The sequence below is a fragment of the Streptomyces sp. NPDC049970 genome, assembly GCF_040660235.1.
In the GTDB taxonomy this organism is placed as follows: Bacteria; Actinomycetota; Actinomycetes; order Streptomycetales; family Streptomycetaceae; genus Streptomyces.
This window is the reverse complement of sequence record NZ_JBFALP010000006.1, coordinates 136,231-149,402: the sequence shown is the minus strand read 5'-3', so window position 1 is coordinate 149,402 and position 13,172 is coordinate 136,231. Positions and strand designations below refer to the sequence as shown.

Below are 13,172 nucleotides of genomic sequence, written 5' to 3'. Positions count from 1 at the left end.
TGAATCCGTCGGGCCGGTCAGCCCGTGGTGGGACGGCCTGCCGCGCGGGCCCACAGGTAGAGGGGGAGCTGCAGCGGGAGCCGGCCGTAGGCGAGCGCCCGCACCGGTGCGGGCCGGTTGCGCCAGTCGTAGGCCATCTTGACGTTGGCGGGGAAGACGCCGACGAAGAAGAGCGCGGTGGCCCGGGCGCTGAGACGCCGGGTTCCCGGCAGGGCGAGTCCCGCCGCGAGCGCCAGCTCCACGGCACCGCTGGCCCGGGTCCATGCCCTGGGGCTACCGGGGAGCGCTCGCGGCACGAGTGCGTCGAACGGCTCGGGAGCGGCGAGGTGCGCGGCCCCGGCGGCGGCCATCAGACCGGCGAGCAGCAGGGGCGAGCTCGGGATACGAGGGGCGCGTGCCATGGAGATCTCCTGGGGCTGGGACAGCGGTTCGGGAGACTGAGGTTACTTCGGAGTAAGAAAATCCCGTCGAGCCGGGGAGGAACCTGCGGCGCCTGTTCGCGCACCGTCGGCCGGCAGGGGCGGTGCCCCGCGCCTCCCGTGGCGGGGCCGGCCGGCCTGACATCCGGTCAGATCGCAAGTGCGCTCCGGTGCCCGGGCGCCGGCCTCCCTTGTCGGCGTACCGCTGCCCGCCGGCTCCGTCCAGGTGTCCGCGGTGCGTACCCGGGCCGACGGCATCGGCCGGGCAGGGACTCCCCGCGCGCCCTCCGTGGCGAAGTGGCCGCCGACTGCGCGAGGTCGGCTCCCCCTGAAAACGGGGGGTGCGGTTCCCGTGGGCATTAGGTGAGGCTAACCTAATGCCCATGAGAGCTGGTGAGAGCACTTCCGGTGCTGTGCGTGCCCCGGTGGCTGAGGGTATGCCACTGACGCGTGGCCACGGTCTGTCCGCCGACGGAGTGACCGTCGCGTACGGCAAGGTCGACGTCGTGCACGGCGCGGCCATCGCCCTGCGGCCCGCCGAGGTGACCGTCCTGGTAGGGCCCAACGGCAGCGGGAAGTCGACGCTGCTGCGGACGCTCGCCCGACTCCAGACAGCTCGCACCGGCTCGCTCACCGTCGACGCGGGGACCGACCGGGCCGCGGACGGCTTCACCCTCGGTGCCCGCGAGTTCGCGCGGCGCGTCGCCCTTCTGACCCAGTCCCGGTCGACGCCGGGCGGGCTGACGGTGCGGGACGTCGTCGACTTCGGCCGCTACCCCTACCGAGGGCGCTGGGGCCGACCCGACCCCGCAGGCGCGGCCGCGGTCGACCGGGCGCTCGGCCTGACCGGTGTCGAGGACCTGGCCGGGCGGGGCGTCGAGCAGCTCTCCGGCGGGCAACTCCAGCGCGTGTGGCTCGCGAGCTGCCTCGCCCAGGAGACGGGTGTCCTGCTCCTGGACGAACCGACCACCTACCTCGATCTTCGCTACCAGGTCGAACTCCTCGACCTGATCCGCGATCTCGCCGACGACCACGGGATCGCGGTCGGCGTCGTCCTCCACGACCTCGACCAGGCGGCGGCGATCGCCGACCGTGTCGCACTCCTGCACGAGGGACGCATCGTCGCCGACGGTGCGCCCGAGGACGTGTTCACGCCGCAGCGGCTGTCGGACGTCTACGGCATCCGCATCGACGTCGGCACCGATCCCTCGACCGGCCGCCTGCGCACCCGCGCGATCGGCCGTCATCACTCCAGAACCGAAAGGCTCAGCACCTCCCCATGAGACGCCACCTCCTCGCCACGGCCGCCGTCGCCGTCGCCGCTCTCTCCCTGGCCGCCTGCGGAACAACCGAGCCGTCCTCCGACGCCTCCGCCGCCGCTGACAAGCCCGCAGGAAAGATCACCCTCACCGACGCCACCGGCACGAAGGTGACGCTCGACGGCCCGGCCACGAAGGTCGTCGCCACCGAGTGGAACGTCGTCGAGGACCTGGTCTCCCTCGGCGTCGCCCCGGTCGGTGTCGCGGACGTGAAGGGCTACACCGCGTGGAACACCGCGGCTCCGCTCACCGGCGCCCCCAAGGACATCGGCACCCGCGGCGAACCGAGCATCGACACCGTCGCGGCCCTCGCACCCGACCTCGTGGTCGCCACCAGCGACCTCTCGCCCGCCGTCGTGAAGCAGCTCCGCAAGGTCGCCCCGGTCCTGGAGCTGACCGCCGCCGACGCGGCCGACCAGATCGGCACCATGAACGACGGCATCGACCTCATCGCGAAGGCCACCGGCAAGGAGGCCCAGGCGGACACGCTCAAGAAGGACTTCGAGACGAGCATCGCCGAGGGCAAGAAGGCTCTGGCGGACGCCGGACTCGGCGGCGCCGAGATCGCCTCCGCCGACGGCTACGTCCAGTCCAACCAGGTCTCCATCCGCGCCTACACCGGTGGATCCCTCCTCGGCGCGGTCAACGAGAGGCTCGGCCTGAAGAACGCCTGGACCGTCGAGGGTGACAAGAGCTACGGCCTCGCGACCACCGACGTCGAAGGCCTCACCGGCCTCGGCGACGTCCGGTTCACGTACGTCGCCAACGACGCCGACGGCGACGCGTTCACCGGCCTCGCGAAGAACGCCGTGTGGAAGTCGCTGCCCTTCGTGAAGGACGGCCACGTCCACCGGCTGCCCGACGGCGTCTGGATGTTCGGCGGCCCCCGCTCGATGGAGGCGTACATCGACTCCCTCGTCGACGCCCTGACGAAGAAGTAGTCCGCCGTGGCCGTCATCGACGACACCGCGGTCGGCCGTGACCGCACCGCGGCGGCCACGACGGGCGCGGTCGCGGTGGCGGCCACGCTGGTCGTGCTGGTCGTGGTGCTCGCCGCCGTCGACATCACCCAGGGAACCGCGGACGTCGGCGCGGCGGAGGTCTGGAACGCGTTCACCGGCCACGCCGAGGCGGGGGACGCCTCCGTCGTCGTCGCCTCCCGGCTGCCGAGGATGGTGGCAGCCGTCCTCGTCGGACTCGCCCTCGGCATGTCCGGCGCCGCCCTCCAGGCGGTCAGCCGCAATGTGCTCGCCTCGCCCGACACCCTCGCCGTCAACGCCGGTTCGTATCTCGCGCTCGGTGTCCTCGCGGTCGCCGGCACCAGCCTGCCGCTCCTCGCCTCCTCAGGCGCCGCGTTCGTCGGCGGACTCGCCGCAGCGGCCGTCGTGCTCGGACTCTCCGGGCTCGGCAGGGGAACCGTCCGCCTGGTCCTCGCCGGCACCGCGCTCGCCCTCGGCCTGAACGCCGTGACCGAGGCCCTCCTCCTCCTGTTCCCCCAGAAGACCGAAGGCCTCTACAGATGGGCCCAGGGAGGCGTCGGACAGAACGGCTTCGACGGGGTCCGCCAGATGGCGCCGGTCATCGCCGTCGCCCTCGTCGGCCTGCTGCTCGTCGCCCGTCGCGTCGACGCGCTCGCCCTGGGCGACGACGCGGCCCGAGGCCTCGGCGTACCCGTACGGGGGACCCGGGTCACCACCGTCGTGCTGGCCACCCTGCTCGCCGCGGCCGCGGTCACGCTCGCCGGACCGATCGGGTTCGTCGGCCTCTGCGCCCCCGCGCTGGTGCGCCCCTTGATCCGCCGGTTCCGAGGGCTCTCCAGGTCCCGGGTGAGTCTGCCGGTCGCCGGACTCGTCGGTGCGGCGCTCGTCCTCGGCTCGGACGTCCTGCTTCGCGCGGTCGTGCCCGCCGACACCGCGGTGGAGGTGCCGACAGGGGTCGTCACGACCGTGGTGGGCGGGGTGTTCCTCGTCGTGATGGCGATCCGCACCCGCGACACCGCGACCTCCGACGCGCCCGACCGGCTGCGGATCCCGGGACGTTCGGCATTCGTGGCGACCCTGGTCGTCCTCACCGTCGTCCTCGTCGGCGTGACGGTCGCCGCGGTGCTGCTCGGCGACGCGAAACTCCTGCTCGGCGACGTCGTGAACTGGGCGCAGGGCCGGGGCGGGCGGATCGTCACGTACGTCCTGGACACCCGGGTGCCCCGCGTCACCGCGGCGCTCCTCGCCGGGGCGGCGCTGGCCCTGTCCGGCACGATGGTCCAGGCCGTGACCCGCAACCCGCTCGCGGAGCCCGGCGTCCTTGGGGTCTCCGGCGGTGCCGGCCTCGGCGCCGTACTGCTCGTCACCGGCGTGCAGTCACCGGGTTCCTGGGCGATCGCGGGAGCGGCGTTCGGCGGCGCGGCCCTCGCCGCCTCGATCGTCTTCGGCCTGGCCGCGCGGGGTGGCTTCGGGCAGAACAGGCTGGTCCTGCTGGGCGTCGGGGTGTCCGCCGCCGCGGCCGCGCTGATCAGTCTGGTCATCGTGCTCAGCGACCCGTTCGACACGACCAGGGCACTCACCTGGCTGAGCGGATCGACGTACGGGCGGAACATGCCCGACGTACTGCCGGTCGCCGTGGTGCTCGCCCTCGGCGTCGGCATGGCCGTGACACGGCGACGGGAGCTGGACCTCGTCGCCCTGGACGAGGACACCCCGAGACTCCTCGGTCTCGGCCTCACCCGGGCCCGGCTCGGCTTCCTCGTCATGGCGGTCCTGCTCGGCGCCACCGCGGTGGCCGCGGCGGGCACGATCGGCTTCGTCGGGCTGGTCGCGCCGCACGCCGCGCGCGCCCTCGTCGGGCGCAGGCACGTCCGGGTGGTCCCGGTCGCACTGCTGCTCGGAGCTCTCCTGGTCTGCCTCGCGGACCTGGCCGGCCGTACGGTGATCGCACCTGCCCAGCTGGGTGCCGGCCTGATGACGGCCGTCATCGGCACCCCGTACTTCTTCTACCTGCTGGTCCGTACACGCCGCTGACACCGGGGGAGGGGCGGGGCCCTGCTGCCGGGCGGGAGGCCCGCCCCTCCCACGAGTCGTCACAGCAGGACCAGACCGGTCGCGACCGCCGCTGCTCCGACGGCGAGCAGGGTGACGATCGTGCCGACGGCCTGCGCGTTCCCACGGCGGTCGGCCGCCGGGTCGGCCGTCCAGACGGCCGGGTCGGTCGGTGCGTAGTGGACGGTGAGGGCGCGGTCGAGGGACGGGCCGGGGTCGGGAATGCCGTCGAGCGACAGGACGGTGACCTCGGTTCCCTCGCGTGTGGTGAACCGGACGACCGGCGCGTGGCTCACGAACTCCTCCCCCTCCCCGTCGGTGTGGACGTCCATGGTGACGGCCACGACACGCGCCGGGACAGCGACGGCCGAGGCCATCAGGGCGTCTCTGGCGCGTGCCTGGCGGATGTCCGGGCTGGCCGCCGCGAAGGCGGCGAACAGGGCACCGAAACCGACCAACGCCCATGGGTAGCCCCGCACGACGGCCGCGTGGACGACCGACCCGACGAGAAGCAGTGCGACGGCACAGTTCGAGCCGATGCGGCCGTGCTTCTCACCCGCGGTGTCGAGCACGATCCGGAACCGGTGCGGATGTCCGGGTGGATAGCGCACCTCGAACTCACGGCCCACCCAGGCCTCGTGAACGACGTCTCCGTGCCTGCCGGTGTTCGGCAGGACGAACTCCCGCCGGGTGGACGGATCTCGGAACGTGATCGCCACCGGCAGCCCGGATCGCTTCGAGGCCCCATGGGCGAGCCGTCCCACCCGGACGACGCGGGCCGACACCCACACCGCCCGCTGAGCCCGGGTCAGGCCGGCCAGCGACAGCGCGTAGCCCGACAGCGCCACTCCGGCGGGCAGCACCCACCACAGGCCGAGCACCTCGTACGCGGACAACGGAACCCCCTCTCTCCATGGAGCCGACCCACGGGAGCCGGCGCGTGTGCGGCCGACCGGGTCATGCCGGGCGCCGTGTGGCCGAGAGCGCGTCCCCGTGTCAGCGTCCCCGCCTCGCCGACAGGGTCCGCTCCACCAGGTCGGACAGCGCCCGGAGGCCGGCGAGCCGGTCCGCGTCGTACGGGATGGAGTGGCGCCTGCCGCTCCGCACGGTGATCGTCATCCGGCGGAACCGGCCGGAGCCGAACTCCAGGCGGGGCTCCTCCCAGATGTGGTAGCGGGCCGCGTCGGCGTATCCGAACACCTCCAACACCCGCCCGTCGAAGGACAGCAGCACCGAATCGCCGGTCGGCGCCTCGTACGGCGGTGTCGGGGTCACGGCGCCACACCGTCCCCCGCGTAGAGGTAGCCGCCCGGCCGGGCGGGGTCGGCGACGAGCAGCACACGGTCGCCGGCGCGCGGACTACGCAGCTTCGAGACCAGGGTCTGAAGGGTGATCCGGTCCGAGGCGCCGGACGGTTCCCGCACGAGGTCGACCACCAGGTCGACGACCGGGTCGAAGTTGACCAGCCTGCCCGTGTCGGTGACCGACACGACGACGGCAGGGAAGGCCGGCGCCCCGGCGGCCAGCAACCCCTGCGCGCTCACACCGGAGTTGTACGCACCGATCGACTGCTGGACCCTGGCGAAGTCCTTGTCCCCGAGGAACGCCCGCGTGGCGCGACCGTAGAAGCCCTTGCCGTCGGCAACCTGGCCGACGATCTCCGCGGCCCGCTCCTCGCGGCTCCTGCGCTTTCCGAAGAATCCCATGGCGTCTTCCCTTCCGGTGATGGCGGGCGCGGGGGCCTGCCCACGTGGTCGTACGAGCTTGTGGAGGCGGGTGTCGGGTCGACGGGTTTCCCGGTCGCGGGCCCGCTCCGCCGACTCCACAGGCCCGACGCCGAGGACGCTAGAGGCCGGGCATCGCCTACCGATCCCAGGTTGGCCGACGCGAATCCGGGCGGCGTACCCTCCTGACATGGCGCCTCCGAGCCGGTCGACCGGCGAGCAGCGACCCCGCGCACTGGTCATCGACCGTGCCTGGCGTGCTCTCGGACCGGGGCTGGAATCGCTGTCCGGCCCCGGTGGCGCACCGCTGACCCGGTCGGTGAAGCTCGTCGTGCTACCGCTGGTCGTCAGACCCGCCATGCGTCCCGAGCTCGCGGTGGACTTCCTCGGGCCCGCACAGGTCGCGCGTCTCGACGGGCTGATCCAGGAGGCCGGCACGCGCCTCGCGGCGACGGCCCAGTGGTTCACCCTGCTCAAGAAGGCCCGCCGCGCACTGGGCATAGTCGCGGGCAACCCCCAGGACCTGTACTTCCAGCGCTGCTTCGAGCTGGCCACCGAGTACGGAGCCCCTGCGGACGGCGCGGACCTGACGGCCCGGGCGGTGGTCGAGGAACTGGCGGTCACGGCCGGAGACCGCACGGTCGAAGCGCTGAGGAACCATCTGTCCGACACCGTCCGGCGCTCCCGCCTCGACGGAGAACTGGCCACGGCGTGGGAGAACCGTGCTCCCGTGCCGGTGGCCGAAGCCGCCGCGGCGATCAGGCTGGCGGGCGAGGTGCTGGACACGTGCGGGACGCCCGAAGCCCCGGTCGACTCGGCCGGGTACGCCGCCATGGTCGGGGCGGGACACGGAGGCCTGTTCGGACGTGCGCTGTGGGCGCACACGACCGGCGTCTGGGGCACGCACGACCTGCCCGCGCATCTGGGTCTGACGGCAGGGCAGTTGCCGCCGCGTCCCGAGGTCGGCAGCGCGGCCTCCACAGCCACGCTTCCCGCACCGCTGGACCGGTCGCTCTTCGAACGGCTCTTCGCGGTCCTGCAGTCGTCGGCCCGGCGGGAGGAGCTGCCGACCGTCACCGAGCTCGTAGGCCGGGAGGCCGGACGCAGTTGCGCTCCGCTCGGGCTGCACGACGAGAGCCTGCGCGTCGCCCTGGTCCTCGGCGGACGACTCGCCGCAGGGCTCGATCCGCTGGGGACGGAGGAGCCCGCCCCGGGGCGGACCGCGGCACACCGGGCCGTGAACAGCCGCTGGCGACGGGAGGCATCGGTCCTGCGCGCACGCAGGATGACCGTCTCCTCGCACCCCGACCCCGACGGAGGTGCCCTGGACGCCCTCGCCCAGGATCTCCGCACCCCGTGGGCCACCTACATGCGGCGGCTCTGGGTGCGGCTGCACGGGCGCGACGTACGGGACGCGCCACTGGACGACCTCGCGTCGGCCTGGGAGGTGCTCGAAGGGGTCGCCCGCTCGGTGATGATGGACCACCGTGCCAGGGTCCGGTCCGCGCTGCGTCACCTGGCGTCGGCCCGGCCGAACACTTCCGGACCGAGGAGCGCGTCGTGACGCCGACGTACACCGGCGTCCACGTCCGGAGGGACGCCGACGGCGCGATCCGGATCACCACCGACCGGGGCTCGGGTCCGGGCGGTCCGGTCCCTGACCGCGCGGGCGACGCCGCGGACCCCGGCTTCGGCCTGGCCGTCCTCGACGCCGCTGGTGCGGTGCTGACCTGGCCGGTCCTGCACGGCTCCGGCCTGCCGTCGGCGGAGGTCCACGACACGCGACGCGCACAGCAGTGGCTGTGGGCCCTCTACGGAGAGAGTGTCGCCGCGGCCGTCCAGGACCTGGCGTCGGGAGAGCAGGGCGGCGTCCGCGTGACGGCCGGCGTGACCGCCCTCGCGGACGGTGCCGCACGTCTCGCCTTCGGGCACTGGGCGGCCAGATGGTGGCCCGCCTCGTACACGGACGGGATACCGGCCCTCGACCCGGGCGTACTCGGCCTGGAACTGGCAGCGCTCACCCACCGATGCCATCAGTTGTTCGACGACCGCTCCGACCAGCCCGACGACTGCGCGGCCGAACTGATCCAGGAGCACCTGGCCGCTCTCGATCCGCTGATCCAGTGGTGGCGTGCGCCGTCCCCGCACCGGGACGCGGGCCGACGGCTGGGAGACGTACTGCGTCTCATCGACGACGCGGCGGACAGCACCGGACTGGACGGGCCCGAGCTGCGCCGTCTCCGATCGGCGCTCGACCGGCCCGGCCCCGCCGGCGCCACGGCCGATCCGACCGCACTGTTCGCCCGACCCGACGGTTACGCACTCGCGGCGGGTGAAAAGCCCGCTGCGGGCGGCCGGGTGATCGCCCGGGGCTCGGGAGTCAACGACTGGCGCCGATACCCACCCGGTTTCGTCGACGCCGCCGAGGACGCGGTGTCCTGGACCGCCCGCGCTCTCGGTGCCCGGCGACGGATCGAGGTCGAGGTCCTGGCACACGCCGCGGCCCCTGACGGCGGGGCGTCCCTCGTGGCGGAGATCCAGGTGGACGACGGCCGTCCGGACCGGATACCTCTGGCCCGACGGGACGAGGTGTGGGAAGGCCGGGCGGGCCTTGACCTGCCGGCGGAGTCGACGGAGCCGACCGTCGAGGTCGGCATCCTGCTGCCCGGATTCGACCCCGGCCCAGGTCCCGAGCACCCCGCCGGGCCGGATGGAGCCACGGACCGCGCCCGGCGCGACGCGATCCGCGCACTGGCCCGACACCGCCTGGCCGCCGCGGACCGGCCACCCGCGCACGACGCGGCGCGGCACCGCCCGTTCGCCCCGGAACCGCTGCTCGCCGAGACCGCCGCCGCTGCTACCGACGAGGACTACTGACCGATGCCGGAGCGCACCGAGGGGGACCATGAGGTCCCGAGGCTGTACGGGGAACCGTTCGACAGCGGTTTCGCAGCCGCCGAGGCACACCGGTCGGCCGCGGATCTCACGGCCGCGTGCGAGGTCTACGAGGAGTTGCTCACCTCGGCCGGCTCCGTCGAGGACTCGCCCGACGCACGGTTCCTGCGGGCACACCTCCTGTCCGACCTCGCCGCCGTCCGTCTCGCCGCGACGGACCCGGCGGGTGCGGAGGACGCCGTGGAGCGCTCCCGGACCCTCCTCGACGGCCTCGCGTCGGCGCCCATGGGCCCCCGTGGGCGGCAGCTGTGGTTGGAAGTCCTACTCAAGACGCTGCTCGCCGCAGCCGACCTTTTTCGTGGCACCGGACGCCTGGACGAGGCACTGGCCAGTCTCGACGAGGCGGCGGTGCGGCTCGCCGAGTTCGATGATCCCGAGGGGCTGCGCGCCGCCGAACTCGGTCTGAACCGGGTCCATCTCCTCATGGAGCGAAGCGAGTGGGGCGCGGCCGAGGAACAGGCGACCACACTGCTGTCGACCCTGCCGGAGACGGTGGTCGAGGCGGTGCCGCGGCTTCTGACCGCCCTCGGCGTGATCTGCGCCTCGACCGGCCGGTTCGATCCGGCCGATGACTACCTGGCCCGCGCGGATGAGCGCTTCCGCGCGGCGGGGGACACCGGCGAGCGGCAGTCGCTGCTCGCCCAGCGGGCCTACGTCGCGATGCGCCGTGGGGAGCACGGCCTCGCGGAGAGCCTGTTCACCGAGGCGTCCACGTTCTTCGAGCGGCAGCGACGCTTCGGCGATCTCGCTGTCTGCGAACAGGCCCGCGGCTTCCTCGCGGGCCTGCGCGGCGACAGCACCCGTGCGGTGGAGCTGACGACCGCGAGCCTCGCCCGGTTCGAGCGGCTCGGGGCGGCGGTCGCGGCAGCCGACACCATGCTGCTGAGCGCCCAACACGCCTACGTCCGCGGCGACACCACCGAGATGAAGCGGCTGGCCCAGACGGCCCGCGACGTGTACGAGGAGCGGGAGGTGCACGAGCGGTGCGCCCAGGTCGACCTCATGCTCGCGAGAACCCTCGAGGACAACCTCGACCGGACGGACCACGGCGGCCACGAGCGGACGTCCATCGACACGGCGCTCTCGCTCGCCCTCCCCGCAGCCCTCGCCCTGGAGGCCGCACGGTACGACTTCGCCACCGCCCACGCACGCAGCCAGTGGCTGGAACTGGCCGACGACGCCATGCGGTTGGCCTTCCGCCTCGCCGTACGCCGACAGGACCAGGGGTTGCTCTTCGAACTGGTCGAGCACCGATGCGCGGGCGCTTCCCTGGCCTGGGACCGTACGCCCCGGTCGGCGGCGAGGCCCCTCCACCCGGACCCGTCGCAGTCCTCCGACCGCCCGGAGGCCGGGGGGACCGCGGCATCCGCCCCCGGGGAGCCGGTGTCGGTCTTCCCGGCGGCGGCGTCGAAGGCGTACGGGCGGGTCGACGGGGCCGGCACGCTCGGCGGAGCGGCGGCGGAGGCCGCGGCCTCGGTGGGCCTGCGGGTCGGCCCGCCACCGAAGGTGCGGATGGCGCCTGACACGGGCCGCGTCGCGCTCCAGGAGTACATCGCAGCCGCCGAATTCCGGTATCACCGACGGATCGTGGACCAGGACGAGGTGCCGTACGGGGTACCCGGCGACCCGGGCGGCCCTCCGGTGGTCCAGGTCCGACTGGCCGACGCCGGCGACCTGTTCATGACATGGACCTGGGTCGTCGGCGCCCGGGGATTCGGTACCGGTCACGGGCCCGCCGACGAGGTCGACCGTGCGGTGCGTGAGCTCGCCGACGCGCTGCCGGGGGCCGGCGAGGGTACGGAGGGCCTGCGGCGCGCCTTCGACTCCGGAGCCATGGCGGGCCACAGTTCCGAGCGCCGCCTCGCCCGGCAGCTCGCCGAAGCAGTGTGGCCGGAGGGGCTGACAGCCCAGATACGCCACGTGTCCACGCGTGCGGGCAGGCCACTCGTGCGGATCCAGCCGTCTCCCCGCGTAGCGCAGGTGCCCTGGGAGCTTCTCGCCGTCGATGACGAGGACGTACGGCTCATCGACCTGGCGGACGTCGTCACCACCGCGCCGGCCTCGCTGCGGGTGCACGGCCCGGCCGCGGCTCAGGTCGCGAAGACGGACGCGGCCGACGGGGCGGATGCCGTCGTGCTCGTCCTCGACCCCAGGGTCCCAGGGTTCCGCGCCGACTCCACGCTCGGCTCGGTCCTGGGGCGGCCCGGCTCGGACCCCGAGTTGCTCTCCCTCGTACGGACCCGTGTCGACACGGATGTGGCCGTGCCGTCCGTCACCGATCCGGCGGAGGCCTTTCGCCGAACCGACCTGGACCGTGACTGGCTGGGCGGTGTACTCCGCGGAGGGGCGCGGAGACTCATGTACGTAGGGCACGTCACCGGCGCACCTGTCGAAGGGGGCCGGAGTGAGGACGGTGCGCTCCACCTGTGCTGTGGCCGGGGAGCCGCCGGTCTCGCCGAGCCGGTCCGCGACCACCGGCCCCTGTCGGCCAAGGACCTCCTGCTCGGGACGCTCCCCCTGCGCGCCGACGGGCAGGCGGGCGCGCTGATATGGCCCGCGCCACCGCGGGTCGCCCTCATCGGCTGCGAGAGCGGCGGCGACCTCCGGTTCGCGGAGTCGTTCGGCCTGGCGACAGCGATGATCCACAACGGTGCCGAACTGGTCACCGTCACGCGCTGGGTGCTGCCGACCAGCCTCGCCTTCCAGCGACTGGCCGGTGTGTCCGAGGACGTACGCCCGCTCTCCGAAGCGGTCGTCGCCGTCGACACGGCCCACGAGCACAGTGATCCCGTGCGTCGACTGGGCCAGTGGCAGCGAGAGCAACTCGACCGTTGGCGGGACGGCGGCCGCGTCGAGCACTCGCCGCTGCTTTGGGCAGCCATGACCTGCGTCGTGGTGTGACGGCCGCCGGTGCGCCGCACCTCCTCCGCGAACCCGTCGGTCGGTCTCCCGCCCTCCGGCCGGCCGGAGACCGGCGCCGCCGCGTCGTCCTGGCCGGCGGACGGCGGCGACCGACGGACTCGCCGACAGGGCGTCCGGAACGCCGGCCCGCCACGCTCCGACCTTCGGGAAAGTGGGCCGAACGCGTCGCGGCCGTACGGCTACTGGGCGGGAGCCTCGGCTCCGTCGCGGGCCGCATCGGCGGACGAGCTGGGTGAGGCGAGGCTGTAGAAGACGGAGCGGCCCTGCTTGTGACGCTCCAACAGCCCCTGCGCGACGCCTTGTTCCAGGGTGTTGCGCACGACCGCGACCTGCACCCCACGCTGCGGATGGGCTTCCGTCAGGCCCGCGGCGACCTCGGCCGAGGCCTTGGGCTCCCGCTGACCCGACAGGTACTCGCCGACCAGCTCGCGCCACGTCGGCTCGGCCGCGGTCCTGGACCCGGTGTTCTTCCCTGAAGTCGGCTTCTCCGCCTCGGTCTTGGACTTGGTGCTTCGCTTCCGGGGTGCCGACCTGCCCTTGGCCCGGCGCGCCGCGGGGACGGTGGCCGTCGTACGGTCCTTGGCCTTCGGGACGACCGGCTCCGCAGTGGTGTCCAGCACTGCCTGCATCTTGGTCAGAACCTGTTCGCCGGTCTCCAGGTGAACGAGTTGATCCTGAAGATGCGTCAATTCTTTACGCACACGCTCCTGTTCGGACCGATTCGCTGCCAGGTCGTCGGTGATCCGCTGCGCGTAGTCCGCACTGATGCCGGCTGAGGGAATACTTTTGGCCACGTGGTCC

Annotated in this window: 11 protein-coding genes; 6 read left to right on the top strand and 5 right to left on the bottom strand. The window is 73.3% G+C overall.

Annotated features, from left to right (window positions below; genetic code table 11):
* Nucleotides 1-17: 17 nt before the first annotated feature.
* Entirely contained in the window at nucleotides 18-401 is a 384-nt protein-coding gene (locus AB0I83_RS14010) for a DoxX family protein (protein ID WP_363304739.1), read from the bottom strand.
* A 455-nt stretch (nucleotides 402-856) separates the two neighbouring features.
* Between AB0I83_RS14010 and AB0I83_RS14005 the strand changes: the two genes are divergently transcribed.
* From AB0I83_RS14005 to AB0I83_RS13995, 3 genes are read left to right on the top strand one after another with little or no spacing between them, the layout of a single operon-like run.
* On the top strand, nucleotides 857-1,702 hold the full coding sequence (locus AB0I83_RS14005; RefSeq protein ID WP_363304738.1) for an ABC transporter ATP-binding protein: 846 nt from the start codon (nucleotides 857-859) through the stop codon (nucleotides 1,700-1,702).
* On the top strand, nucleotides 1,699-2,679 hold the full coding sequence (locus AB0I83_RS14000) for an iron-siderophore ABC transporter substrate-binding protein (protein ID WP_363304737.1): 981 nt from the start codon (nucleotides 1,699-1,701) through the stop codon (nucleotides 2,677-2,679). Before AB0I83_RS14005 ends, AB0I83_RS14000 begins: the two co-directional genes overlap by 4 nt.
* A gap of 6 nt (nucleotides 2,680-2,685) precedes the next feature.
* Nucleotides 2,686-4,752, top strand: coding sequence for an iron ABC transporter permease (locus tag AB0I83_RS13995; RefSeq protein WP_356529929.1), 2,067 nt, complete (start codon nucleotides 2,686-2,688; stop codon nucleotides 4,750-4,752).
* 59 nt (nucleotides 4,753-4,811) lie between these two features.
* Here AB0I83_RS13995 and AB0I83_RS13990 read toward each other — a convergent pair whose 3' ends face one another.
* From AB0I83_RS13990 to AB0I83_RS13980, 3 genes are all read right to left on the bottom strand, one after another.
* A complete protein-coding gene (locus tag AB0I83_RS13990) occupies nucleotides 4,812-5,666 on the bottom strand; it encodes a DUF3592 domain-containing protein (RefSeq protein ID WP_363304736.1) in 855 nt (284 codons plus the stop codon).
* 100 nt (nucleotides 5,667-5,766) lie between these two features.
* The gene (locus AB0I83_RS13985) at nucleotides 5,767-6,045 is read right to left on the bottom strand and encodes a hypothetical protein (protein ID WP_363304735.1); all 279 of its coding nucleotides are present in this window, start codon (nucleotides 6,043-6,045) and stop codon (nucleotides 5,767-5,769) included.
* A complete protein-coding gene (locus AB0I83_RS13980; protein ID WP_356529935.1) occupies nucleotides 6,042-6,476 on the bottom strand; it encodes a hypothetical protein in 435 nt (144 codons plus the stop codon). Before AB0I83_RS13980 ends, AB0I83_RS13985 begins: the two co-directional genes overlap by 4 nt.
* A 208-nt stretch (nucleotides 6,477-6,684) precedes the next feature.
* Here AB0I83_RS13980 and AB0I83_RS13975 point away from each other — a divergent pair, with 208 nt between their 5' ends.
* From AB0I83_RS13975 to AB0I83_RS13965, 3 genes are read left to right on the top strand one after another with little or no spacing between them, the layout of a single operon-like run.
* Nucleotides 6,685-8,058 carry a hypothetical protein gene (locus AB0I83_RS13975; protein WP_363304734.1) on the top strand — a complete coding sequence of 458 codons (1,374 nt, stop codon included), beginning with the start codon at nucleotides 6,685-6,687 and terminating at the stop codon, nucleotides 8,056-8,058.
* Complete coding sequence (locus AB0I83_RS13970; protein WP_363304733.1) at nucleotides 8,055-9,371, top strand: hypothetical protein; 1,317 nt, start codon at nucleotides 8,055-8,057, stop codon at nucleotides 9,369-9,371. Before AB0I83_RS13975 ends, AB0I83_RS13970 begins: the two co-directional genes overlap by 4 nt.
* Nucleotides 9,372-9,374: 3 nt before the next feature.
* On the top strand, nucleotides 9,375-12,350 hold the full coding sequence (locus AB0I83_RS13965; protein WP_363304732.1) for a hypothetical protein: 2,976 nt from the start codon (nucleotides 9,375-9,377) through the stop codon (nucleotides 12,348-12,350).
* Nucleotides 12,351-12,550: 200 nt separating this feature from the next.
* Here AB0I83_RS13965 and AB0I83_RS13960 read toward each other — a convergent pair whose 3' ends face one another.
* Complete coding sequence (locus AB0I83_RS13960; protein WP_363304869.1) at nucleotides 12,551-13,000, bottom strand: hypothetical protein; 450 nt, start codon at nucleotides 12,998-13,000, stop codon at nucleotides 12,551-12,553.
* Nucleotides 13,001-13,172: the final 172 nt, after the last annotated feature.